Here is a 23,003-nt window from a genome sequence, read left to right on the forward strand (position 1 = left end):
TTTTCAAAGCTTCATTTAGAACATTTTTTTCTCATGGCGAGAGGAAAAAATGAGATTGATTAAAGAAAATTAGAGGGAAGAGTTTCTGTCAGAAAAAGGGAAAGGCGATCGCCTGCTGTATAATGATGGCCTTATCGGTTTTGTCGAGGAACAGTCGACAAAAGCAATGGGGAAAGAATGGTGCAAATCCATCGCTGTCCCGCAACTGTAATGAAGGTTTAGTGATTACTAGCTTCTGAGTCAGGATGCCCGCCGATAGTTATACGTACATGATCACTATTTACATCTGCGAGGTACGGATGCTGTATTCCATTCCATTGGCGATCGCCAATCAATTTTTTAGTTCTCTTAAATATTTTTCTGCTGCGTTTCTGTTCTCACCACACAACGCAAAGACGTAGATTTCAAAAGCTTTTTAATGTCTAAATATTATTTACTTTAGCTCAATTCAAATTGAGTGATATTTCCTTTGCTTTAATGCCATTTTTATCGCAGGACAGTATTTCTTCAATCGATCTATAAATCACCATTTTTTTAATCTTTTGCCACCGACTTCCCAAAAATATGAAAATCAAATCTTTATCCCTTGCAGCTTTCTTGGTTGCCTTAGGTCATAGCGCGGCGATCGCCCAAACAGAAATCCCGACATTTCAAATAGACGAGGATTTAGAAAATAACTCTCAAGAAGAAATTCCGGTTACTCCCATCAATCTCAATGAGACTTATGATTTCGAATTTACGATTATCGATGAGATCTTAAATCAAGCAATTTATGCACCGTTGCGACAAGAAAGTACTGTCAAAGAATCGACTCGCGCGGCTTATGTAATTAATCGTGAGCAAATTGAAGCCCAAGGATATCGCACGGTAAATGAAGCTTTGCGTTATTTCCCTGGCGTTTTTATTGATAGTTCGGCAGGTAACCGCCTCGGTGCGTTGAGTAGCCAAATTATTCGCGGTGGTAATAGTTCGGCTCAAACACTGATTTTGCTCGATGGTCGCCCCATTAATACATTCAATGATGGGCGTTTTGACCTGTCGAGTTTGAGTACATCCAATGTGGAACGAATCGAACTGATACCCGGTGGCGGTTCAACTTTATTTGGGTCTAATGCGATCGCCGGTGTGATTAATATTGTGACGCGCGAGCCAGAAGCCAATGCGGGTTGGGTTGCGGAAGTCGGTGCGGAGATTGGGAACCTGGGCTATAACCGTCAGGAAATTGCAGCCAGCTACAGCGAAAAAAATAGTGCGGTTCGGATTGCGTATGATCGCACTGCTGCCGAAAATGATTATGACTACGATAACGGCACTTTTACTGGCACACGGGAAAATGCCGAAGCCGATCTCCAAAATATCAATTTACTTGCCAGCACAAAGATTGGCGATCGCCACGAACTGAGATTTAACGGCATTTACTCCAGTAAAGATATTGGCGTGCCAGGCAGTATCGATGATGTGTCCCTATTCAGTAGCCGCAGCCTCACCGCCAACCAATATTCTGACGATTGGCTGTTGTCCCTAGAGCTGCAATCTCGTTTAGGTAATGCCGATGACTCACAACTGACAGCGCGGGTTTTTGCTGACTTTGGCGATCTATTTTTCGTCAATCGCGAATCCTTTATTGACACAGAATTAGACAATAGTTCGGTTGGTGTACAGGTTCAGCACGATTGGCAATTCACCGAAAATCAAGGGATCACCTACGGCGTTGACTATCGCAGCAGCGACATTATCGCCACAAGTTTTGACGTTGTAGATTACGACGAAAATCTTTCCCAAGGTGCGCTGTTTGCCCGTTACTCCGCTAGGGTTAGTCCAGAAGTGGATCTCAATCTTGGCATTCGACAGGACTTTAACAGTTTGGCGGATGGTTCTTTCACCTCTCCCAGTGCTGGGATTAAATGGCAAGCAGGCGATCGCACCGCCCTCCGCGCCAACTATGCTCGAAATTTCCGAGTTCCCACCGCCCTCGACCTCTATTTCCCCGGTTTCAGCAATCCTGATTTGTCTCCCGAAACCAGCAATAGTTTTGATATCGGTATTGACCAAGAGATTGGCGATCGCGCCCTATTCCGCCTGACCTATTTCAACAACACTATCGACGACGCAATTAATTTCGTCTTTGATCCAGTAACCTTTGCAGGGCAACCTGAAAATATCGGTAAAGTCCGCAACCAAGGTCTTGAAGCTGAGCTGAGTTTGCAATTTAACGAAACGCTGCGGGGCTTTGTGAATTACACCATGAATAATTCCAAAATCCTTGAGGACAATGACGCCAGCGTTATCGATAATGAAGTACGTTTCGCCGGGACAGATTTCTTTAATGTTGGTCTCGCCTACGAAAATCGTCGTGGTGCTTATGTCGGTCTTTTCCTCAAACATGTTGGCGATCGCGTCACCAATAACACCAATACCGCATCGCTTGATTCCTATACCAATGTAGATATTCGCGCCCGTTATCCCATTAACGAAAACGTGAATCTCACAGCCAGTTGGGAGAATATTTTTGACGAAGATTTTGAAGTCTTCGATAATTTTCCCGGTGTTGGAAGCCGCTTCCAAATTGGTGTCAATGCCAAATTCCGTTAACTAAAAATTGTCGAGATGCCACTTGCTAGCATGGTGAGTGGCGCTTGACATTTCTCGGGGTCGAACACAATGGTCAGAATTGCCCAAATCACAGATACTCACCTCCTCGCCCACAAGGAAGATGACATGCGAGGTGTCCAAACCTGGTATTCTCTCAAAAAAGTTTTAGAGACAGCGAAAAAGGCTGAGCCTGAACTAATTCTTTTGACGGGAGATCTCGCCCATGATGGGGAATATGAAGCTTATCAACATCTCAAAGAACTGATTGAGAAGACAGCAATTCCGGCTTATTGGCTACCGGGCAATCATGATAATTACAGTCTTATGCAGTCGGCATTATCCAGCCAATATCTTCGCCCTCAGAAACTTTTTCACCACAAAAATTGGTGTTTTATTCTCTTAAACTCTTGCCTAGAAACAGCTCAATATGGTGAAGGTACGTTTGCACAAACAGAACTTGATTGGTTAGCAGAAGAGCTCGAAGCAAATAGCAATAACCCCACGGCGATCGCCTTTCACCATCACCCAGTCGATACCGGCATTGATTGGCTTGAACAGATGTCGGTTTTAAATTCGACTGACTTTCACCAGATTTTGGCGCAGCATCCCCAAGTAAAAGTAGTTTGTTTTGGGCATATCCACCATCAAGTGGATGTTGAAAAACATGGCGTGCAATTCTACGGGACACCAGCCACTTGCACCCAAGTCACACCTGCCAAGAAAGAGTTGATCGACGGCAAAATTCAAACTTGGCAACAACCAGGATTTCGATTAATTGAGCTGGGCGAAAATGGCAAAGTCACAACTGAGGTGCATCGAATTCAATGGTTTTAAAACTATGGCGATCGCCTCAAAGATCATCCCAAGTCACTAATTATTTTCGACCGACTAAAACGATTTCATTTGCCCTTAGTTTTGGATTCTTTCTAACAGCTTGCCAATCTACTGTTACAACACCAGAAATTGCATCAAATAATGATTGTGTTGAGCAGTTTGACAAAAATACAGACTATTTCCCTGACAAAGTCGATCCTCAATTTGCCCAAGGATTTGAAGTTGAATACCACACAAATTATAAAGTTGTCACTGTCAAACAACCTTGGGAAGAAGCAGCAGAAGATTTAAATTATATTTTTGTTCAATGTGGCACACCTGCACCAACAGACTATCCGAATGCGACAATCGTTGAAATCCCAACCCAACGGGTTTTGGCGATGTCCACGACTTATCTGCCCCACATTGAAAAGTTAGACCAATTAGAGTCTTTAGTGGGCGTTACGGATCGCCGTCTTATTTATAGTGACATTATCCGAAAAAAAATTGAAGAAGGCGTTATTCAGGAAGTTGGCGATTTACAATCTGATGCCGAAAAAATCCTCAATTTACAAACCGATGTCATTTTAAGTTATCGCCTCGATAATACTGAAAGCAGTGGGTTTAAAACTCTAGAAGCCCTAAATCAACCGATTGTTTTAGATGCTGCCCATCTCGAGGCAACGCCTTTAGGTCGAGCTGAATGGCTAAAATTTACAGCTTTACTTTTTAATGGAGAGGCCAAAGCTAACGCAGAGTTTACGGCGATCGCCCAACGTTACCAAGACCTAATTAAACAAACTCAAACCCTCGCCAATTCACCAACGATTTTGAGTGGTTCCCCTTTTCAGGGGGTTTGGTATATGCCCGCGGGGAAAAGTTACGTGGCACAATTTTTCCGGGATGCAAATATTAATTATCCTTGGTCAGAAACAGATTCCCGTTTAAGTTTGCCGTTAGATTTAGAGGCTGTTTTAGATCAAGCAAAAGATGCAGATATTTGGGTCAATGTAAATCCGGCTTGGCAGTCTGCAAAAGATGTCTTAGCAGAAGATAAACGCTATGGACTATTCGCTGCCTTTGAGACAAAACAAGTCTATGCAGCCAACGCCCGTGTTGCTCCTGAAGGTGGCAATGATTTCTGGGAAAGTGGCGTTACAAATCCCGATATTGTCCTTGCTGATTTAATTAAAATTGCCTATCCAGAACAATTGCCAGAACACGAACTCTATTATTATCAGCAGCTAAATTAGTATTTGTGAAAGTCCCTTTTCAACAGACAATATTCGATTATTTTTCAGTGTCATTACCGAAAGTATTTCGGTGGCAAAAGTCATCTTACATTACTGTTTTAATAGGGCTGTTTTTTCTTTGGTTTTGTTTATTCAGCATTAGTTTATGTCTAGGCTCAGTAACAATTCCATTTAATAAAGTTCTAGAAATCATCTTTTTGCGAGATTCCCAACAGACAGAAGTTTGGCAACAAATCATTTGGCAATTGAGATTTCCACGGGCGATCGCCGCCACTTTTGCGGGAGCAGCATTGGGCATCGGTGGCATCCAAATGCAGACCTTATTTAATAATCCTCTCGCTGGGCCTTTTGTGCTGGGCATCAACTCTGGCGCGGGTTTAGGAGTCGCCCTTGTCATCCTAGGCAGTGGCTTTATTGGTGGCGTTGCGGGCAGCTTTAGTGTGGCGGTGGCTGCCAGTTTGGGGGCGATCGCCGTGTTAAGTTTAGTGCTCCTCATTGCTCGTCGAGTACCTCACAATGCCACGCTATTAATTTTGGGATTGATGTTAGGTTACGTCAGTAATTCTTTGGTGACCATGCTGCTGCATTTTAGTCCAAGTGAAGCAATGCGACTTTACCTGAGTTGGACCTTTGGTAGTTTTGCTCAAATTCAACGAGAGCAATTACCAATTTTTTCAGTTTTGATTTTAGTGGGTGGCATAATGGCTTACCTATCAGCCAAGTCCTTAAATGCGCTTTTATTAGGAAAACAATATGCCCAAAGTTTAGGTTTAAATATTAGAAAAACTCGCCGTCAAGTGATTATGAGCACCGCAATTTTATCGGGCACTGTCACTGCATTTTGTGGCCCTATTTCATTTGTTGGTTTAGCGGTACCTCACCTATGCCGATACTTACTAAAAACCGTCAATCATCGCCTCCTCATTCCGGCGATCGCCCTGATGGGAGCCAGCCTTGCCCTCCTCGCAGATATCATTGCGCAATTGCCTGGAAGCCAACTCACTCTGCCACTAAATACAGTGACAGCCTTATTTGGTGCACCCATCGTGATCACCATTATTTTGCGCCGCCATAAACCCTAAAGCGAATGCACTGGCAATGGCACGGAAGGGTAGGGGGAGTGCATCAACAAGCCATACTCAATCCCTTCCACCACCGCCCGGTAAGATGCTTCCAAAATATTTTTTGAGACGCCCACCGTTGTCCAACGCGTTTTGCCATCACTTGATTCCACCAGCACCCGCGTTTTCGCCTCAGTGCCCGCTGCGCCATCTAAAATCCGCACTTTATAATCCGTCAACCCAAAGTTGGCGATCGCCGGATAAAACTTGGTGAGGGCTTTTCGTAATGCCGCATCCAATGCCGCCACTGGGCCATTTCCCTCTGCAGCTTCTAATAATTTCTTGCCGTGAACCTCTAACTTAATAGTGGCGATCGCCAAACTCGAATCATTTCCTACATCACAATTCACATGGAATCCCTGTAACGAGAAGAATTCTTGTCGTTGCCCTAAGGCTGAGCGAATCAACAACTTAAAACTCGCTTCCGCTGCCTCAAACTGATAGCCTTCATGCTCCAAATCCTTTAACTGTTGGAGAATTTCCCGACATTCAGGATTACTTTTATCTAGCTCAATCCCAAAACTTTGGGCTTTCGACAAAATATTACTCAAACCTGACTGATCCGAAATCACAATTCGCCGCTCATTCCCAATCGATTCCGGCGCAATATGCTCATAAGTCAATGGATTTTTCTGCACCGCCGACACATGAATACCACCCTTATGGGCAAACGCAGAACGACCCACATAGGGTGCATGCTCATCTGGCGCAAGGTTCACAATTTCACTCACCAAACGACTCGTTGCTGTTAATCGATTTAGAGCCATCGACTCAAGACATTGACGCTTTAATTTCAGCTGCAAGGTCGGCATTAGGGTGCAGAGATTTGCGTTGCCACACCGTTCGCCATAGCCATTAATCGTCCCTTGCACCATCGTTGCTCCAGCCTGAACTGCCATCACCGCATTCGCTTCTGCCATTCCCGCATCATTGTGCGTGTGAATGCCGAGAGGCACTTGTAAATCAGGCAATTTCAGATAAATCTCTTCGATAATTTCAATCACTTCATGGGGGAGGGTACCACCATTCGTATCACATAGAACTAACCATTCTGCCCCAGCATCAACCGCCGTCTGTAAGGTTTGTAGCGCATAGTCAGGATTATGTTTATAGCCATCGAACCAATGCTCTGCATCATAAATAACGCGACGACCTTGGCTTTTCAGAAATCGAATACTGTCATCGATCATCGCTAAATTTTCAGCGAGGCTAGTATGCAGACCTTCTGTGACATGAAGATCCCAAGATTTCCCAAAAATTGTGACCCAAAGGGTTTCTGCTGCCAAAATTGCTTTCAATAATTTGTCGTCTTTTGCAGAAATATTAGGACGGCGAGTCGAACAAAAAGCAACAACTTGGGCTTGCTTAAGGGGATTTTCGCGCAGATGCCAAAAGAATTGAACGTCTTTGGGATTCGCACCAGGCCACCCACCTTCAATAAACGGAATCCCCATTTCATCTAAAGTTTGGGCGATACGAATTTTGTCTTCAAAGGATAAGGCGAGTCCCTCACGCTGGGAACCGTCGCGTAATGTAGTGTCGTAAATCCAAACCTGCTGCTCTTTCATAAACGGGCCATTATCCAAGGAATGCCGTCAATTCTAACAACAGCCTTGGGGCTCTTAAGTTTGCCAGTATCGAAACACAAACATTAGAGATGTTTATTTAAACTAATTTTTAATTGGTAACAGTTTGTCTTGCTGACGCAATAATCGGCTATCAAAAAGAAAAGTTGCACGTCGGATACACTAGAAATTGATGTATTGTTTCGCTCGCTACAAATCTGTAATCACAATGGCAAGTAAGTTAGGTCGCTGGGTATGCGCATTTTCAATCGCCACAGGTCTCGTCAGTTGTAATCCTTGGAGTGTTAATTCGCAACAGCAGCAGTCTGACAAGCCTTTTATCAGTATCGCTCGCAATAATTCTAAGATTGTGGCGATCGCCGCCCTATCGGATCTAGAGCAAGGCATAGAAATTAAAATTCAGGGTACTGTTGCCCAAACGGCTCCTTTTATTAATGGTGGCGCCTACGAAATCACTGACTCAACAGGCAGTATATGGGTGATCACTGAAACATCACCGCCAGCTTCTGGTACCAAAATCCAAGTGGCAGGCCAATTGAAATTTCACGATTTACAGCTCGGCAATAGTAATTTTGGCGAAATTTTCATTACTGAAAATCAAACCTTAGAGCCCACAGCAATCGAAGAGCCACAAACAAATAATGTCACCCCACCAAAACGAAACCTTGAATCTTATTTACTGCCTCATAAAGAAAACAGTAAATAAGATTCAAGGTCAACAAGAAGTTTAGAGTTTTTAAGCGTTTTCAAACATAAAAATCACTCGAAACTATTATTCAGATACAGCATCTGTTGTTTCAGTTTCTGGTTGAGTTTCTTCAGACTTACTATCTTCTGTTGTCGTTTCAGCTTCAGCTTTCTCACGACGCTTACGCTCTGCAACTAAAGCATCTTCAATAACAGCTAAAACTTGGGTCATCTTTTCGAGATTGCTGCGATAAAGATCGAGATCCTTTTTCATTTTTTCACCGGGCAAATTCATCGCCTCAGTTAATGTCGCCAGCATCTCATCACGCTTATCTGCATCTTCTAGAAGTGCAGGCTCAGCTTCACCTAAAAAAGTGTAGAGACCAATAGCAAACAAACGACTATATTTAAATTTTTTATTTGCGGCGATCGCCTCAACCTTAGCCCAAAGCTCCCCAGCACCTTCAGGAGCATTATCCTGGCGGAAACAATCAACCAACTGTTGACCAGAGCAACGCTTTGCTAACTCAACAAGAGCCGTTGCATCGTTTTTGTAGAATTCAGCGGAACCACCAACAGCTTGGCACATTGCCTGAAAAATAGAAATTTTGTCAGATTCAGGACGATATCCTTGCATAAACCGCTCATAGGACGTGACAATCCCAAGCGCATAGAAGGGATCATAACGAAAATCAACATTGACAGAGACTAAGTGCATTTCCACTAAAAGCTCTTCAACAACCCGACGGAAAATTGAATTAATCGGACGAGTATGTTGTCCGTAGAAATCACGTTTGGCATCGGAGACTGTGCGAACTTGATTCACGAATAAAACCCTAAACTTATACTTCACTTAATATATTGTGACTTTTTCAGAGAGATTTGCCAAGGTGAACTTCCGACAGGAGCATCAAATCTCATCCAAAAGACCTCAATCATTGACAAAAAAACTGCCAAAACATGGCTATTAATTTCTTATTTATCAATAGCTCTTCCATGCAAAGATCAAATTGAATAAGCATCCGTAAAATCTTAATGCACTATACTTCTTTGAAATTTCAGACTCAATATTCTGACAGATTATCTCGCATTTCCATGGTGATTTTTTCGATTTCCTACATATCAGTCAAATAAAAAAGAGTGACCGAAGCCACTCCTAAAAATATGATTAATTTCTGATGTCAGTCTCTAACTTAGAGAGCGTTCGCACCAGCTACAACCTCTGCAAGTTCTTGGGTAATGGCAGCTTGACGCGCCTTGTTATAAGAACGGGTCAAATCCTTCATCAACTCACTTGCATTCTCGCTAGCATTGTTCATTGCAGTCATTCGTGCGGCTAATTCACTAGCTGCACCTTCTTGCAAAGCACGCAGTAACTGATTGCTGAGATATAGAGGCAAGAGTGCATTCAAAATATCTTGGGGAGCTTGCTCAAAGATCATGTCTTTCGGCAAGTCCTTCAGGTCAGCTTCGACCTTAGAGCGTTCAACTTGGAACTTACCACCACGGGTAATCAGGTTAAATGTCTCATCATCAGCATCTGTTAGAGCTTCTGGAATCAGCGGTAACAAAGTCTGAATTACGGGTTGAGAACTAATCAACGAAACAAATCGCGTATAGATCAACTCGATCTTGTCGACACTGCCAGACAAAAACAGAGAAAGTAGTTCGTCAGCAACTTGCGAAGCTTCAGAAGCAGAAGGAATCTGTTCTAGACCAACGTAAGTTTTGCTGATGGGTGCCTTCCGATTTTGGAAATACTGGGTTGCCTTACGACCAACGAGCACAAAAGTATATTTAATACCTTGCTTTTCTAGCTCTTTGGCACGCTGTTCTGCTTTACGGATAATGTTGGCATTATAACCACCACATAGTCCGCGATCGCCTGTAATTACAAGTAGACCAACAGACTTGACATCGCGCTGTTTCAAAAGAGGCAAATCTGCTTCTTCTAAACGCAAACGGCTCTTCAGACCATACAAAACTTGCAGTAATGTATTCGCAAAAGGACGAGTCGAGGTTACCTGCTCTTGTGCCCGGCGAACTTTCGCTGCCGCAACCAGACGCATTGCTTCGGTAATTTTTTTGGTGTTTTTCACCGATTGGATTCGATCACGAATCCCTTTTAGGTTTGGCATAGTTAATATCCCTTAGTTCGACCCAAAGTCATCCATCTCCATTTATCCCAGAGATAGATGACTCATTGATATTTATACAGAAACAGAGAAAGCCTGCTTTTGCTCGGTGATCGCATCCTTGAGGAGGGTTTCTGCCTCATCAGTTAGCTTCGCTTCAGCTGCAATGATTTCACCATACTTAGCTTTACTAGTCGTCAAATATTGACGTAAGCCAGTGGTGAATTCAACAACCTGATCAACAGGGATCTCATCAAGGTAGCCATTCAAGCCTGCGTATACAATCGCAACTTGCTCAGCAACGGAGAGAGGAGAGTTTTGAGGCTGCTTAAGAATCTGACGAAGGCGCTGACCACGAGCCAACTGATTCTGAGTCGCGGCATCAAGATCAGATGCAAACTGCGCAAATGCTTCAAGTTCAGCAAATTGAGCCAATTCAAGCTTCAACTTACCCGCAACCTTCTTCATTGCTTTGGTTTGTGCTGCAGAACCTACACGGGATACGGAGATACCCGCATTAATTGCAGGACGGAAACCAGCGTTAAAGAGGTCAGAAGACAAGAAGATTTGACCGTCAGTAATCGAAATAACGTTTGTCGGGATATAAGCCGATACGTCACCCGCTTGGGTTTCAATGATCGGTAATGCCGTCATGCTACCGCCACCGAGCTTATCGCTGAGCTTTGCAGCACGTTCAAGAAGACGGGAGTGTAGGTAGAAAACATCACCAGGGTATGCTTCACGTCCAGGCGGACGACGGAGCAAGAGAGACATTTGACGGTAAGCCTGTGCTTGCTTCGTCAAGTCATCATAAACAACGAGTGTTGCTTTGCCTTTGTACATGAAATACTCGGCGATCGCCGCACCAGTGTAAGGCGCGAGATATTGGAGAGTTGCAGGGTCGTTTGCATTTGCAGCAACAATGACAGTGTAGTCAAGCGCACCTTTCGCTTCGAGGGTTGCAACAACTTGAGCAACAGTAGAAGCCTTTTGACCAACCGCAACGTATACACAGATAACGTCTTGGTCAGCTTGGTTAATGATAGTGTCAACTGCAACAGCAGTCTTACCAGTTTGACGGTCACCAATAATAAGTTCACGCTGTCCACGACCAACCGGAATCATCGCGTCAATCGCGGTAATACCTGTCTGCATTGGCTCGTGAACGGAGCGACGGTCAATAATACCGGGCGCCATGAATTCGATGAGGCGGTTATCAGTTGCTGCGATGTCACCCTTACCGTCGATAGGACGAGCAAGGGCATCAACAACACGACCAACAGTTGCATCACCAACAGGAATTTCTGCAATACGGCCAGTCGCTTTAACGCTACTACCTTCTTGGATATCGCGGCCATCACCCATCAATACCGCACCAACGTTGTCTTCTTCAAGGTTGAGGGCGATACCAACTGTGCCATCTTCAAACTCAAGAAGTTCGCCTGACATAGCTTGCTCAAGACCGTAGATACGGGCGATGCCATCACCGACTTTAAGAACGGTTCCTACACTATCGACTTGAACCTTTTGGTCATAAGACTCAATTTGTTGACGAATAATACTACTAATTTCGTCGGGTCTAATATTAATCATGTCTATACTGCTATATAACGGTTAATTTGAGGGACAGTCTATAGAGACACTTTAAATCAAGGGGTTTTATAGAATCGCCCTATCTAGGGAACAATGGAGAATATTAGTTTGTACCCAATAAACCCATGCTAATACGTCGAATTTGTCCTCTTAAGCTGGCGTCGAATACTTGAGAACCAACTTTAATAATCACACCACCAATCAAGCTGGTATCGGTTGTGATTTCCAGTTCTATATTGTTCGAACCAGTTATTGATTTAACTTGCTCGGCGATCGCATCTTCTTGTTCACGGCTTAAGGCCGTTGCACAAGTGATTTGAGCTAGAACAATGTTCTTTAATTCTCGTTGTAATGCGATAAACCGCTCAAAGAGAGCTTCCGAAAAAGCAATGCGACGACGATCTACCAACAAAAATAGAAAATTCAAAAAATAAGCATCAATATCTTTACCGCAGATGCTTTTTAAAACACCCTTTTGTTCCTCAGCATCAAGCAAAGGATTAGCAATAAAGAAACGGAATTCCTCCGATTCCTTAAATGCAGTGAGGAAAGAACGGGAGTAGTCTGCAAAGTCATCAACTTTGCCAGTATCCTTAGCCAGAGACATTAATGCCTCAGCATAAGGCTCAACCAATTGTGCACTCATTGCACTTCCTTTCATGAGTTACCTCCTAGCTGAGCAATACTACGATCAATGAGTCTCGACTGAGAAGCATCATCAAGGCGATCGCGTAATTCACTCTCAACCCTTTCTAAAGCAAGCTGTGCAATACGCTGTTTAAGATCAGCAACTACTTTTGCCTGCTCATTATCAAGCTCCTTGACAGCATTAGCCTTTAGCTTCTCAATTTCTTCACGACCTTGAGCTAAAACATTAGACTTAGCCTTCTCAGCTGAAACCTTGGCTTCTTCACGGATCACTTGAGCTTGCTTTTGAGCCTGCTCAAGATCTTTCTGTGCCTTAGTCAAAGCAGCTTTCGCATTCTTCATTCGGGTTTCAGCATCTTCGAGATCAGCAACAATTTTTGCCTTGCGCTCATCCAAAAGATCACTAATAAATTTTCGCCCATAAACGAAAAGAAGAGCAAGAATAATCCCAAGGTTGATAAGATTCGCTTCGATAATGTCGAAGTTTAAATGAAAACCACCTTCTGATGTGGTGGCAAAATAGGAAAAGAATCCCATGATATCGCTCTACCTCAGCGTTATTTTGCTTACGGTGTATACATCTAAAACTCGATGGATAACCATTCAATAAAAACTTAGTTTCACGAGGTTTCCATCTCAGCAGCGAAGAAAATTATATGAACTTACTCGAAGCGAAGTTATGATCCGGCTCCAACGAGCTTTTCAACAATCTGACTAGTCAGTCCGTCGACATCTCGCTCTAAGGATTCAAACGCAGACTTACGCTGAGCTTCAATTTCTAAGGCAACCTTTTCTCGTTCAGCTAAAGCTTGCTCTTGAGCAAGTTTCATCTCTTTAGCTACAACTTTCTGAGCCTCTGCTTGAGCCATCGCTACAACTTCTTGAGTTTCCCGACGGACATCACGCAATTCCTGCTCATACTGGAGAGCAAGACTTTCTGCCTTATCTTGACGTTCTTTCGCTCCCAATAGATTTGTTCGAATATAATCCGAACGCTCGTCAATTACTTCACCAATAGGTTTGTAAAAGAGCTTATTCAAAACAATTGTTAAAACGATGATTTGAAGTGCCATTAAAGGCAACGTCGCATCAAAATCAAAAAGACCACCTTCAGCGGTTTTCTCAACTGCTTCTGTTGCTAAAAAAAGTGTCCAGTGCGTCATTATTACCCGACCCCACCGTATTTGGGTCTGTTAGTTGGTTTATGTATTCAGAGCAATTCGCCCCTTACCAGAGAAACCGAGTGCTTCTAGGCTGTTCATGACAGTCGAGATACAAATATCGAAAGCAGTTGAACAGCCGAAGAGTTCACTAAGGTTCTTTATGCAAAAGGATTAGCAAAGAGAAGAATAAGAGCAACAACAAGACCGTAAATGGTAAGAGATTCCATAAATGCAAGGGTCAAAAGTAATGTTGCCCGAATTTTACCTTCAGCTTCAGGTTGACGAGCAATACCAGCCACTGCCTGTCCAGAGGCAGTACCTTGACCAACACCGGGTCCGATTGCACCCAAGCCAACAGCCAAACCAGCACCAATTACAGAAGCAGCAGCAACTACAGAATCCATGTTTTTTCTCTTCCAATTTAGTTAAAAGTTTACAAAAGTTTGGGTTGACAATTCCCAAGAAAAAAATAACAGAAAAAGTCCCCAGAAAAACATATTTATTTATGATTTCTGGCCTTGACTTACACTTTAAGTACTACATTTCAAAACCAACAATGGTTGAAATATAGTCTCAAGATCTCACACCTATGTCTTTAGTGGTGATCTTCTAGGGCTTCACCGATATAGACCGCAGCCAAAGTGGCAAAGACTAAAGCCTGAATAGCGCTAGTAAATAGACCTAAAGCCATAACAGGAACGGGAATAAATAAAGGCACTAATAAAACCAATACCGCCACTACCAATTCATCAGCAAGAATATTACCGAAGAGACGGAAGCTTAGGGAGAGAGGCTTGGTAAAGTCTTCAAGAATATTGATAGGCAACAAAATAATTGTTGGCTGAACATATCTTGCAACGTAACCCAATCCTTTTTTCTTAAAGCCTGCATAAAAATATGCGAGGGAGGTTAACAGTGCTAAGGCAACTGTTGTGTTGATGTCATTTGTTGGTGCTGCGAGTTCACCTTCTGGAAGTCCAATAAGCTTCCAAGGAAGTAGTGCTCCAGACCAGTTAGACACAAAGATAAATAAGAATAAAGTACCGACGTAGGGAACCCAAGGACGATACTCTTTTTCCCCAATTTGATTTTTGGTCAAATCACGCAAAAATTCCAAGACATACTCCATGAGGTTTTGGACACCGCTTGGAATACGCTGGGCGCTTTTGCTCGCAAGAACAGAAACGACAAGTAAGATGGAAATAACAAACCAAGATGTCAAAAAAACTTGACCATGGACATGTAATCCACCGAACTCCCAATAAAGGTGTTTGCCGATTTCTAGTTCAGCAAGGGGGAAATTTTGAAGTGTTGTTAAACTATCGAACATCTGCATGCGATGGTCTTTCCCCAGTTCTTTAGCAAGAATTTAACTACTATTAATGGTTTTATTCTTCCTTTAAATCTGGCATTAGACTCTGTAGCCCAACGTAGCCAATGATGACTACTTTATAGGTTAGGAATCCTAGGAACACAGGTAAAATAGAGAGTTGTTCAACGCGGGCAGCAACAACGATCATCCCGACGAATACGGCGAGGCGACCTGATGCAATTTGCTGTTGAGCAACGTTTATTTTTTCTACGTATTTAGCCAGCATTCTCAAGTAAATTAAGCCGACAGCGGCCCCAAATAAATAGTTAAGTGCTATTTGAAGGGACAAGGCAACCCAAGTAATAAGGAAAGCAATTCCTGTTATTCCTAGAGTGACTAATAAGAGCGAAGTTTTGAGCTGATAAAACTCATCCATCGATCTAGTTTTGCTTTCGATTCCGGCATTCTCTGATGTTTTTTCAGGGAGTTCGGAATCAATCGGATTTTCCTGAGAATTAGATGAATTCACATTTAGTAAAATTGGAGACCAATATGATTGATCAGGTTGATTGACTGTGCTCTTTGTCGAATAAAACAAAGGGCAACGAGACAAACCACGTGCAATCATATCATGGCATTGTCACAAAAGTTAAAAAGTTGAAAGGTGCCGTTATAGAGTCTGAAAATACTTTTAGGGTAAGGCTTTGGGGGTTTGCCAAAAAATCCATCGTAATTGCAACATCGGTTTTGGTACGCTTAATAGTCCACTAAGTAAATGTTTGTTGTAAGGGGCAATTAGATGATGGTGTCTTCTATGCTGGATTGGGTGGCGATCGCCGGGTATTTTGGTGTGACGCTGTTAGTGTGTTGGCAAATTTTCAGCCGTAGCAGTTAAACCGCTACAAGCTTTACAAAAGACTCCTCCTTTTCCAAACTCATTTTCCAAACAGTATGACCACAAACAATCCCCTTTCTTTACCGACTCTAGGCTGTGGGACGTGGGCTTGGGGAAACCGTCTCCTCTGGGACTATTCGCCTGAAATGGATGCTGAATTACAGCAGATTTTTGATTTTTGCGTATCCCAAGGAATCACGTTTTTTGATACCGGAGATTCTTACGGTACAGGTCGCCTCAACGGTCGCAGTGAGAGCTTACTTGGTCAATTTTCTCAGGAGTACAGAGGTGCTCATCAACAAGACATTATTTTGGCAACAAAGCTGGCTCCCTATCCCTGGCGACTAACGTCAAACTCAATGAAGCGTGCCTATAAAGATTCGTCTAAACGTTTACAGCGCCCAGTGGATTTGGTGCAGCTCCATTGGTCAACAGCAAATTACGCACCCTGGCAGGAAAAGCCTCTATTAAAGGGTCTTGCAGGGCTTTATGAAGCAGGAAAGGTTAGGGGAGTTGGCGTCTCGAATTTTGGAGGCAAACGTCTTCGAAAAATTCATAGCTGGCTACAGGATTGGGGGGTTCCGATTAAAACGCTGCAAGTACAATACTCATTGCTCTCGACAACACCTGTGACAGAACTATCGGTTAAAGAAGTTTGTGATGAGCTTGGGATTCAGTTAATTGCTTATAGTCCATTGGCTTTGGGATTATTGACAGGTAAATATAATCTTGCTCGCCCATTGCCTAAAGGATTACGGCGACGAGTCTTCAAACAAGTTTTACCGAAAATGAAGAGTTTACAGGGTTGTCTCGGGGAATTAGCAACGCTGCATGGGAAATCGATACCACAAGTGGCTCTAAATTGGTGCATTTGTAAGGGGACATTGCCAATTCCAGGTGCAAAAACATTAGCTCAAGCGCAAGAAAATGCTGGGGCGCTGGGTTGGTCTCTTACGGCGGCAGAAGTCGAGGCTTTAGACAAAGAAGCATCTCAGGTCACAAAGACAATGGTGCAAAATCCATTTCAATCTCGCTAGAGGCGATCGCCACGAAATCTGGGCAATATGGGACGTTTTTTGGAGAAAACGGTTTCTATAGAGAGGATTTTCGGGTCTAATGGGGAGATTTACGATTTGTGATTACCTTCCCTGATCTTCTATATTTGGTATATATTTGAAGGGAAGTTGCGTTTTCAAACACTACATTTAGTGTTTAAAGAATGAGTACAGAATTAGTTCCAGACTTCGAAATAGATACAGCGCAGCAGTTGGCAGAATACTTAGCTCAAGCGGAAACTTGGTCAGAAATTGAGCGGTTAACAGAAGCTTTTAAAGCCCTAAAAGTTGAAGCATGGGGTCTACTTAGTGAGGAGCAGCAGCAACATATTCTCAAAATCAAGCAGTGGAAGGATCATGAAATTGCTCAAATTTTTCCACTCGGCTCAACAGTTCAGCGCCGTGACGATCCAGAGAAAAAACAAGGTGTTGTCACAGATTATTGGACTGCCTATGACATCGATTATGTCACATTCACCGTGAATGGATTTACGGATTGGTGCCAAGGGAAACACCTAAAGCGTATCTATTCAACCACTTAGTTTCCACTGCTAGATCATCAAATCTTTTTATTGAGTTAGCCAATTTAATTACATTTTTCAATCGATGATGCTTCGGCATCTTTTTTTATATCTGTCATCATGGCGATCGCCAACCAAAGCTTTCAGATTACTTAATTGAAAAAATTAGACAATATGTATCTTTTTGGAGCTCCTTTCCTTAGATCATGTTATCTAGAGAAGGTGACCATCTAGCAAGAAGACTGTTCCATGCGCGATACCTCTGAAATTCGTTTTCGACTCCACCACGAACTAAACAATTTCTATCATCAACTCTTTGATGGTCTCGCTAATGCTGAAATCAAAGAAGGCGATGCAGCAACAGTTGCTCAGCTCCTCTTAAACTCTCGTCTTGATGCTCTGAAACATCTTGTTTCAGACGATGAAATGGATGCTTATGATGCAGCGTATCCTGATGATTAATTTCAAGAAAATCAAGATTATTCAGACGATAAAAAAGTTAGGCGATCGCCACAATTTCAGGCATCAGTAATTTTCAAATGATTTGGTTGCCTAGCAACTCGTTCCAACCATGCTCTAACAAAAGGATAATCACTCAAGTCAAAATTGCCTTCATGAGCAACGTGAGTATAGGCATATAAAGCAATATCAGCAATAGAATATTTTTCATCCACAAAGAATTGATATTGGGCTAAATGACTCTCTATTACATCTAAAGCTTGATAGCCTTCCTTTTGCTTTTTAGCTAAATTATTTTGATACTTTTCTGGTTGTTTTAAAATCGAAATCCAGTAGCGAGAAGTTGCAATATTTGGCTCATGGCTATACTGTTCAAAAAATAGCCACTGCAACACTTTAGCCTGCATCCATGATCCCTGTGGCAAGAACTTTGTTCCTTGGCTCAAATAAAACAAAATTGCATTAGACTCTGCTAAATGCTGGCCATTTTCAATTTCCAAAACAGGAATACGGCCATTAGAATTTATCTTTAAAAATTCCTCAGTTCTGGTTTCTCTATTTAAAATATTGACGTCAATACGTTCATACGGAATTTCTAGTTGGTTAAGTAACAAACGTACTTTATAACTATTTCCCGACGGCAAAAAATCATAGAGTTTGTACATTTTCTTTCCTCTTCTTAGATATCTCATTCTTACCAAAGAAAAAGCCGACTGGTCTTGTACCAGTCGGCTTTTTGAAAATTTATTTAGTTCATAACAATAACGTTATGAAGTTGAAAGCATTACTTACTTAGACTTTGCCTCAGCACGCTCTTTTGCTTCCTTAATAACGTCTTCAGCAACGTTCTTCGGACAAGGAGCATAATGGTCGAACTCCATGGAGAACTGACCGCGACCAGAAGTCATTGTACGCAGATCACCAATGTAACCGAACATCTCACTAAGAGGAACTTCAGCCTTGATGCGCGCACCAGTGGAAGCAGCATCTTGACCTTGGATCATGCCACGACGACGGTTAAGGTCACCAATTACATCACCAACGTAATCATCGGGAGTAAAGACGTCTACCTTCATGATGGGCTCAAGAATTTGAGGGCCAGCTTTAGGTAAAGATTGACGGTAACCACTTCTTGCTGCAATCTCAAAGGCGATCGCCGAAGAGTCTACAGGGTGGAAGCCACCATCTGTGAGCGTAACCTTAAGGTCAACACAAGGGAACCCAGCAAGCACACCTTTCTCGATGGACTGCTCGAAACCTTTCTGAACCGCAGGCCAGAATTCACGAGGCACATTACCACCAGTAACCTTAGACTCGAACTGGAAGCCAGTACCAGCTTCACCGGGCTCGATTGTATAGTCAATCTTACCAAACTGACCAGAACCACCAGACTGTTTCTTGTGGGTATAGCTGTCATTAAGCAGCTTAGTAATAGACTCACGATAAGCAACCTGAGGCTTTCCTACTTCAACTTCAACGCCATAGGTACGCTTAAGGATGTCAACCTTAATATCGAGGTGAAGCTCACCCATACCCTTGATAATCGTTTCACCACTCTCAGAGTCGGTTTCAACTTGGAAAGAAGGATCTTCTTTCATCATCTTACCGAGAGCAACACCCATCTTCTCGTTACCACCTTTGTTCTTGGGGGTGATCGCGATAGAGATTACAGGGTCAGGGAAGACCATTGCCTCGAGGGTTGCGGGATTGTCCTTATCACAAAGCGTGTGACCCGTTTGGACATTCTTCATACCCACAATCGCGATGATGTCACCAGCTTGCGCAGTGTCAATCTCTTCACGAGAATCAGCGTGCATTTCTACCATGCGGCCAATACGCTCAGTTTTACCTGTCGCAGTATTGAGGATGGTGTCACCTTTATTAAGCGTACCGGAGTAGATACGAGTAAAGGTCAATGCACCGAAACGGTCATCCATGATCTTGAATGCCAATGCGCGGAAAGGCTGCTCGGGATCAACCAAGGCATAATTACCAGTGGGATTTCCTTCTTCGTCAGTCTCTGGCTGAGGATTAACCTCCTTAGGGTTAGGGAGATAATCGACAACTGCGTCAAGAACGAGCTGTACACCCTTATTTTTAAAGGAAGAACCACAGTAAGTGGGAAAGAAATCTAGGTTGCGAGTACCTTTACGGATACATTCTTTGAGCTCATCAATAGAAACTTCCTCACCTTCGAGGTATTTTTCCATGAGGTCATCATTCTGCTCAACCGCTGTCTCAATAAGCATTTCACGGTATTCAGCAACTTTCTCAGCCATGTCTTCGGGGACATCTTTGATTTCGTAGTTCATGGGATCCATCGAATCATCCCAGATCCACGCTTTCTCAGTGAGGAGGTCAACAACACCAACAAATTCTTCCTCTGTTCCGATAGGCAGAACCATGACGAGAGGACGCGCATCAAGAATCTTGTCTACTTGGCCTACAACCTTGTAGAAATCTGCGCCTAGACGGTCGAGTTTGTTGACATAAATAATTCGTGCAACTTTGGATTCGTTAGCATAGCGCCAGTTTGTTTCGGACTGGGGCTCTACACCACCGGAACCACAAAATACACCGACACCGCCATCTAATACTTTGAGAGAACGATAAACTTCAATGGTGAAATCAACGTGACCGGGAGTATCGATAATGTTGAGTTGGTGCTCTTTCCAAAAACAGCTTGTTGCTGCGGACTGAATTGTAATTCCGCGCTCTTGTTCTTGGTCCATGAAGTCGGTAGTTGCCGCTCCTTCGTGAACTTCACCAATCTTGTGGATTTTTCCGGTTAACTTCAGGATACGTTCGGTGGTGGTTGTTTTACCCGCATCGACGTGAGCGAAGATACCGATATTACGATATTTGGTCAGGTCTTTCATAGGTTTATGTTCGCTCTATAAAATTTAAAGTACTAAGATTTACTAGGGTGATCACTAAGTTTGGGTTGAATTAATGTACATCTGAACGTTCCTCAAGCTGTTTTAGAGCAAATCTTCAGGTCGAGGAAGGTGAGTGTATCAGTTAAAACACTTTCTTGTATTATAAGTGTCACTCATTTGTTTTGTATAAGCCGCGGAAGAATTCAAGCGAAACTTGTATCTTTGGCATCAGCAAAGAATATTAAAATCCTTACCAGCCACTATGGCAACATTACAGATTGTAAATTATCTTGTGGTGATTATAAATAGTGATAGTTGGTTGAGGTAATGATGATCGTCTAATTTTTAGAAGGTTATGTCTGAGAATCCCAGCGAAATAGATGTCTATGCGATCGCCCAGCAACTCGGTGATGAGAAGCAAGTGCGCCGCAGTACGGCAGGGCGGGATGAGCCGGAAGGGTTACAAGAAAAGTTCGATAAACTCTCTGAAAAGTACGAGGAATTGTACTGTCTAAGTCGCTCTGTTTGGGAGTTGTTGGAGGAGACAACGGATCTTCAAGAAAGTGATCTCCAAGCAAAGTTAGCCATAGTTAAAGCGCGTCAACAGCCCGCAACAAAACCGAAAGCTGAGGGTTGTCCGGAATGTGATCGCCCGCTCCAACGCATCGAAGGAAAACATCATCGCTGTATTTATTGTGGCTATATCCAAGAATTTAAGAGTCCTTTTGACAAGCTACTCTAGGCGATACCGTCAATTTTGTTTTTAAGGGGATCTAAATCGTTTGAGCAGTTTCGATCATATTCGCATTGTCATTGTTGAGCCTGCGGGTGCTTTAAATGTTGGTTCTGTTGCCCGCGTCATGAAAAATATGGGGCTGTCGCAATTAATCCTTGTAAATCCTCGGTGTGATCATCTTGGCAAGGAAGCACGGTTAATGGCGGTAAAAGCACCGGAAATTTTAGAGCATGCGACGGTGATGGATAGTTTGGCGGATGCGTTGCAGGGTTGTCACAAGGCGATCGCCACCACAGGTCAACCGCGAGAGTTATCGACACCAATGGAAACGCCTAAACAGGTTTTACCGTGGGTTCTAGAGGATGATACGCCGAGTGCGATTATTTTCGGGCGAGAGGATAACGGTTTAACGAATACGGAGCTGAACCATGCCCAACGCTTCCTCTGTATTCCGACGGGCAGTGAATATACCTCTCTAAATCTAGCTCAGGCGATCGCCGTCTGCTGTTATGAGCTGCAAAGTTTGAGCACAATGGTACAACCAGTGGCTGAATCTCCCACCCAAGATTTGGCAGATCTCAAAGATCTCGAAGGCTATTATCAACATCTAGAACAGCTCTTACTAAAAATTGGCTATCTACAACCCCACACGGCTGCTGCACGTATGAATAAATTTCGGAGTTTATACAATCGGAATCAGTTAACCCAAGCAGAAACGTCGATGCTCAGGGGTATTCTTCGGCAAACAGCATGGGCGATCGCCAATCCAGACAAACTCCAATCGGAACAGCCAGACGAATAGTCTTAGAATCAAGCATCAACTCAGCCGTTAATTATTGCCACTAGAGTAATTTTGGAGGAATTTGAGCACAATACTCACTTGGGTCCGAATCTCAGTAGTGCAAGCATTAATTTGTCCAAGATCCTCTACACGGGCTGCATCTTCAACGGCACTACATAAATCTGGAATTTTCTTAACACTAACTGTTGCAGTCGAACCTTTCAGGCGATGGGCTTCATATAAAATTTTTGCCATATCACTATCGGCGATCGCGGCTTCCAACTTGGCAAAATATTTCGGTAAAATTTGCATCAGCTCCTCAAATGCAAACTGAAACATAGACGAATCATCGCCATAAAGCTCATAAAGACCCTCAAAGTCAATGGGAGAATCCAGAGAATTTAAGGTGAATTGGTCTGGGGATTTAGACTCAGGGACAATCATTAATTAGTTAGATGTAATGCTGATAGATTTTTGAGGCAACGTCATAACACGGTCTGAAACATAGCGAAATAACTCGAGGCAAACAGACCACCATATATTTTTTATCAATCCTCTAAAGCATTAGCGATGATTGCCACATCTATTTTCCGATGTGACTAAATCTTTTCGAATTTACAATTCACTAAAGTAAAGTCATTTCCATCGAGTTTTCGTATTTAGGAGTGCCTATACATTAATCGTAACCATTATCTTTAGGGTACTGAGACGCGATCATGCTCATTTTTGGCACAGCCCAAATACCCATAAAACAAGCATTACAGTCAATTAACA

At 43.0% G+C, this 23,003-nt stretch carries 24 protein-coding genes and 1 riboswitch; of the genes, 11 read left to right on the top strand and 13 right to left on the bottom strand.

Going from position 1 to position 23,003, the window contains the following annotated elements; genetic code table 11:
• Nucleotides 1-118: 118 nt before the first annotated feature.
• Nucleotides 119-272: riboswitch (cobalamin riboswitch) on the top strand.
• The 5 genes from LEPTO7376_RS28535 to LEPTO7376_RS21900 all read left to right on the top strand — a co-directional run bounded on the left by LEPTO7376_RS28535 (nt 270) and on the right by LEPTO7376_RS21900 (nt 5,740).
• Nucleotides 270-401, top strand: a complete 132-nt coding sequence (locus LEPTO7376_RS28535) for a hypothetical protein (protein WP_264308936.1) — start codon at nt 270-272, stop codon at nt 399-401. Its footprint overlaps the riboswitch before it by 3 nt.
• 163 nt (nt 402-564) lie before the next feature.
• Nucleotides 565-2,592, top strand: coding sequence for a TonB-dependent siderophore receptor (locus LEPTO7376_RS21885; protein WP_015136195.1), 2,028 nt, complete (start codon nt 565-567; stop codon nt 2,590-2,592).
• 69 nt (nt 2,593-2,661) lie between these two features.
• Nucleotides 2,662-3,426: a phosphodiesterase gene (locus LEPTO7376_RS21890; protein WP_015136196.1), complete on the top strand. Its 765-nt coding sequence runs from the start codon at nt 2,662-2,664 to the stop codon at nt 3,424-3,426.
• Nucleotides 3,417-4,658 carry an ABC transporter substrate-binding protein gene (locus LEPTO7376_RS21895; protein ID WP_015136197.1) on the top strand — a complete coding sequence of 414 codons (1,242 nt, stop codon included), beginning with the start codon at nt 3,417-3,419 and terminating at the stop codon, nt 4,656-4,658. Before LEPTO7376_RS21890 ends, LEPTO7376_RS21895 begins: the two co-directional genes overlap by 10 nt.
• A 47-nt stretch (nt 4,659-4,705) precedes the next feature.
• Complete coding sequence (locus tag LEPTO7376_RS21900) at nt 4,706-5,740, top strand: iron ABC transporter permease (protein WP_173391212.1); 1,035 nt, start codon at nt 4,706-4,708, stop codon at nt 5,738-5,740.
• On the opposite strand, the gene cimA is transcribed toward LEPTO7376_RS21900, so the two are convergent.
• On the bottom strand, nt 5,737-7,347 hold the full coding sequence (cimA, locus tag LEPTO7376_RS21905; RefSeq protein ID WP_015136199.1) for a citramalate synthase: 1,611 nt from the start codon (nt 7,345-7,347) through the stop codon (nt 5,737-5,739). The genes LEPTO7376_RS21900 and cimA overlap by 4 nt on opposite strands.
• Before the next feature lie 226 nt (nt 7,348-7,573).
• Between cimA and LEPTO7376_RS21910 the strand changes: the two genes are divergently transcribed.
• Nucleotides 7,574-8,071, top strand: a complete 498-nt coding sequence (locus LEPTO7376_RS21910; protein ID WP_015136200.1) for a hypothetical protein — start codon at nt 7,574-7,576, stop codon at nt 8,069-8,071.
• 66 nt (nt 8,072-8,137) lie between these two features.
• On the opposite strand, the gene psb29 is transcribed toward LEPTO7376_RS21910, so the two are convergent.
• From psb29 to LEPTO7376_RS21955, 9 genes are all read right to left on the bottom strand, one after another.
• Nucleotides 8,138-8,878, bottom strand: a complete 741-nt coding sequence (gene psb29 / locus LEPTO7376_RS21915; RefSeq protein WP_015136201.1) for a photosystem II biogenesis protein Psp29 — start codon at nt 8,876-8,878, stop codon at nt 8,138-8,140.
• A 367-nt stretch (nt 8,879-9,245) separates the two neighbouring features.
• The gene (locus tag LEPTO7376_RS21920) at nt 9,246-10,190 is read right to left on the bottom strand and encodes a F0F1 ATP synthase subunit gamma (RefSeq protein WP_015136202.1); all 945 of its coding nucleotides are present in this window, start codon (nt 10,188-10,190) and stop codon (nt 9,246-9,248) included.
• A gap of 72 nt (nt 10,191-10,262) precedes the next feature.
• Complete coding sequence (gene atpA / locus LEPTO7376_RS21925; protein WP_015136203.1) at nt 10,263-11,780, bottom strand: F0F1 ATP synthase subunit alpha; 1,518 nt, start codon at nt 11,778-11,780, stop codon at nt 10,263-10,265.
• 103 nt (nt 11,781-11,883) lie between these two features.
• Nucleotides 11,884-12,441, bottom strand: a complete 558-nt coding sequence (atpH, locus tag LEPTO7376_RS21930) for an ATP synthase F1 subunit delta (protein ID WP_015136204.1) — start codon at nt 12,439-12,441, stop codon at nt 11,884-11,886.
• On the bottom strand, nt 12,438-12,965 hold the full coding sequence (locus tag LEPTO7376_RS21935; RefSeq protein ID WP_015136205.1) for a F0F1 ATP synthase subunit B: 528 nt from the start codon (nt 12,963-12,965) through the stop codon (nt 12,438-12,440). The genes atpH and LEPTO7376_RS21935 overlap by 4 nt, the downstream gene beginning before the upstream one ends.
• Nucleotides 12,966-13,105: 140 nt before the next feature.
• Complete coding sequence (locus LEPTO7376_RS21940) at nt 13,106-13,591, bottom strand: F0F1 ATP synthase subunit B' (protein WP_015136206.1); 486 nt, start codon at nt 13,589-13,591, stop codon at nt 13,106-13,108.
• A 158-nt stretch (nt 13,592-13,749) separates the two neighbouring features.
• The gene (atpE, locus tag LEPTO7376_RS21945) at nt 13,750-13,995 is read right to left on the bottom strand and encodes an ATP synthase F0 subunit C (protein ID WP_015136207.1); all 246 of its coding nucleotides are present in this window, start codon (nt 13,993-13,995) and stop codon (nt 13,750-13,752) included.
• 191 nt (nt 13,996-14,186) lie between these two features.
• Entirely contained in the window at nt 14,187-14,921 is a 735-nt protein-coding gene (atpB, locus tag LEPTO7376_RS21950; RefSeq protein WP_216700267.1) for a F0F1 ATP synthase subunit A, read from the bottom strand.
• A 58-nt stretch (nt 14,922-14,979) separates the two neighbouring features.
• The gene (locus LEPTO7376_RS21955) at nt 14,980-15,531 is read right to left on the bottom strand and encodes an ATP synthase subunit I (protein ID WP_015136209.1); all 552 of its coding nucleotides are present in this window, start codon (nt 15,529-15,531) and stop codon (nt 14,980-14,982) included.
• A gap of 323 nt (nt 15,532-15,854) precedes the next feature.
• Between LEPTO7376_RS21955 and LEPTO7376_RS21960 the strand changes: the two genes are divergently transcribed.
• The 3 genes from LEPTO7376_RS21960 to LEPTO7376_RS21970 all read left to right on the top strand — a co-directional run bounded on the left by LEPTO7376_RS21960 (nt 15,855) and on the right by LEPTO7376_RS21970 (nt 17,836).
• Nucleotides 15,855-16,835 carry an aldo/keto reductase gene (locus LEPTO7376_RS21960; protein WP_015136210.1) on the top strand — a complete coding sequence of 327 codons (981 nt, stop codon included), beginning with the start codon at nt 15,855-15,857 and terminating at the stop codon, nt 16,833-16,835.
• 182 nt (nt 16,836-17,017) lie between these two features.
• Nucleotides 17,018-17,395 carry a hypothetical protein gene (locus tag LEPTO7376_RS21965; protein ID WP_015136211.1) on the top strand — a complete coding sequence of 126 codons (378 nt, stop codon included), beginning with the start codon at nt 17,018-17,020 and terminating at the stop codon, nt 17,393-17,395.
• Between the two features lie 228 nt (nt 17,396-17,623).
• The gene (locus LEPTO7376_RS21970) at nt 17,624-17,836 is read left to right on the top strand and encodes a hypothetical protein (protein ID WP_015136212.1); all 213 of its coding nucleotides are present in this window, start codon (nt 17,624-17,626) and stop codon (nt 17,834-17,836) included.
• Nucleotides 17,837-17,892: 56 nt separating this feature from the next.
• On the opposite strand, the gene LEPTO7376_RS21975 is transcribed toward LEPTO7376_RS21970, so the two are convergent.
• On the bottom strand, nt 17,893-18,498 hold the full coding sequence (locus LEPTO7376_RS21975; protein WP_015136213.1) for a glutathione S-transferase family protein: 606 nt from the start codon (nt 18,496-18,498) through the stop codon (nt 17,893-17,895).
• Nucleotides 18,499-18,621: 123 nt separating this feature from the next.
• Nucleotides 18,622-20,712: an elongation factor G gene (gene fusA / locus LEPTO7376_RS21980; RefSeq protein ID WP_015136214.1), complete on the bottom strand. Its 2,091-nt coding sequence runs from the start codon at nt 20,710-20,712 to the stop codon at nt 18,622-18,624.
• Nucleotides 20,713-21,067: 355 nt separating this feature from the next.
• Between fusA and LEPTO7376_RS21985 the strand changes: the two genes are divergently transcribed.
• Both LEPTO7376_RS21985 and LEPTO7376_RS21990 read left to right on the top strand, forming a co-directional pair.
• Entirely contained in the window at nt 21,068-21,454 is a 387-nt protein-coding gene (locus LEPTO7376_RS21985) for a hypothetical protein (protein ID WP_015136215.1), read from the top strand.
• A 40-nt stretch (nt 21,455-21,494) separates the two neighbouring features.
• Entirely contained in the window at nt 21,495-22,250 is a 756-nt protein-coding gene (locus LEPTO7376_RS21990; protein ID WP_015136216.1) for an RNA methyltransferase, read from the top strand.
• A gap of 27 nt (nt 22,251-22,277) precedes the next feature.
• On the opposite strand, the gene LEPTO7376_RS21995 is transcribed toward LEPTO7376_RS21990, so the two are convergent.
• Nucleotides 22,278-22,673 carry an Hpt domain-containing protein gene (locus LEPTO7376_RS21995; protein WP_015136217.1) on the bottom strand — a complete coding sequence of 132 codons (396 nt, stop codon included), beginning with the start codon at nt 22,671-22,673 and terminating at the stop codon, nt 22,278-22,280.
• Nucleotides 22,674-23,003: the final 330 nt, after the last annotated feature.

This window comes from [Leptolyngbya] sp. PCC 7376, assembly GCF_000316605.1.
In the GTDB taxonomy this organism is placed as follows: domain Bacteria; phylum Cyanobacteriota; class Cyanobacteriia; order Cyanobacteriales; family MRBY01; genus MRBY01.

What these genes read in the sequence shown, in the direction of transcription:
- LEPTO7376_RS28535 (WP_264308936.1), top strand. Translation starts at nt 270, where the DNA reads ATGATCACTATTTACATCTGCGAGGTACGGATGCTGTATTCCATTCCA.
- LEPTO7376_RS21885 (WP_015136195.1), top strand. Translation starts at nt 565, where the DNA reads ATGAAAATCAAATCTTTATCCCTTGCAGCTTTCTTGGTTGCCTTAGGT.
- LEPTO7376_RS21890 (WP_015136196.1), top strand. Translation starts at nt 2,662, where the DNA reads ATGGTCAGAATTGCCCAAATCACAGATACTCACCTCCTCGCCCACAAG.
- LEPTO7376_RS21895 (WP_015136197.1), top strand. Translation starts at nt 3,417, where the DNA reads ATGGTTTTAAAACTATGGCGATCGCCTCAAAGATCATCCCAAGTCACT.
- cimA (WP_015136199.1), bottom strand. Translation starts at nt 7,347, where the DNA reads ATGAAAGAGCAGCAGGTTTGGATTTACGACACTACATTACGCGACGGT.
- LEPTO7376_RS21910 (WP_015136200.1), top strand. Translation starts at nt 7,574, where the DNA reads ATGGCAAGTAAGTTAGGTCGCTGGGTATGCGCATTTTCAATCGCCACA.
- LEPTO7376_RS21920 (WP_015136202.1), bottom strand. Translation starts at nt 10,190, where the DNA reads ATGCCAAACCTAAAAGGGATTCGTGATCGAATCCAATCGGTGAAAAAC.
- atpA (WP_015136203.1), bottom strand. Translation starts at nt 11,780, where the DNA reads ATGATTAATATTAGACCCGACGAAATTAGTAGTATTATTCGTCAACAA.
- atpH (WP_015136204.1), bottom strand. Translation starts at nt 12,441, where the DNA reads ATGAAAGGAAGTGCAATGAGTGCACAATTGGTTGAGCCTTATGCTGAG.
- LEPTO7376_RS21935 (WP_015136205.1), bottom strand. Translation starts at nt 12,965, where the DNA reads ATGGGATTCTTTTCCTATTTTGCCACCACATCAGAAGGTGGTTTTCAT.
- LEPTO7376_RS21940 (WP_015136206.1), bottom strand. Translation starts at nt 13,591, where the DNA reads ATGACGCACTGGACACTTTTTTTAGCAACAGAAGCAGTTGAGAAAACC.
- atpE (WP_015136207.1), bottom strand. Translation starts at nt 13,995, where the DNA reads ATGGATTCTGTAGTTGCTGCTGCTTCTGTAATTGGTGCTGGTTTGGCT.
- atpB (WP_216700267.1), bottom strand. Translation starts at nt 14,921, where the DNA reads ATGTTCGATAGTTTAACAACACTTCAAAATTTCCCCCTTGCTGAACTA.
- LEPTO7376_RS21955 (WP_015136209.1), bottom strand. Translation starts at nt 15,531, where the DNA reads ATGATTGCACGTGGTTTGTCTCGTTGCCCTTTGTTTTATTCGACAAAG.
- LEPTO7376_RS21960 (WP_015136210.1), top strand. Translation starts at nt 15,855, where the DNA reads ATGACCACAAACAATCCCCTTTCTTTACCGACTCTAGGCTGTGGGACG.
- LEPTO7376_RS21965 (WP_015136211.1), top strand. Translation starts at nt 17,018, where the DNA reads ATGAGTACAGAATTAGTTCCAGACTTCGAAATAGATACAGCGCAGCAG.
- LEPTO7376_RS21970 (WP_015136212.1), top strand. Translation starts at nt 17,624, where the DNA reads ATGCGCGATACCTCTGAAATTCGTTTTCGACTCCACCACGAACTAAAC.
- LEPTO7376_RS21975 (WP_015136213.1), bottom strand. Translation starts at nt 18,498, where the DNA reads ATGTACAAACTCTATGATTTTTTGCCGTCGGGAAATAGTTATAAAGTA.
- fusA (WP_015136214.1), bottom strand. Translation starts at nt 20,712, where the DNA reads ATGAAAGACCTGACCAAATATCGTAATATCGGTATCTTCGCTCACGTC.
- LEPTO7376_RS21985 (WP_015136215.1), top strand. Translation starts at nt 21,068, where the DNA reads ATGTCTGAGAATCCCAGCGAAATAGATGTCTATGCGATCGCCCAGCAA.
- LEPTO7376_RS21995 (WP_015136217.1), bottom strand. Translation starts at nt 22,673, where the DNA reads ATGATTGTCCCTGAGTCTAAATCCCCAGACCAATTCACCTTAAATTCT.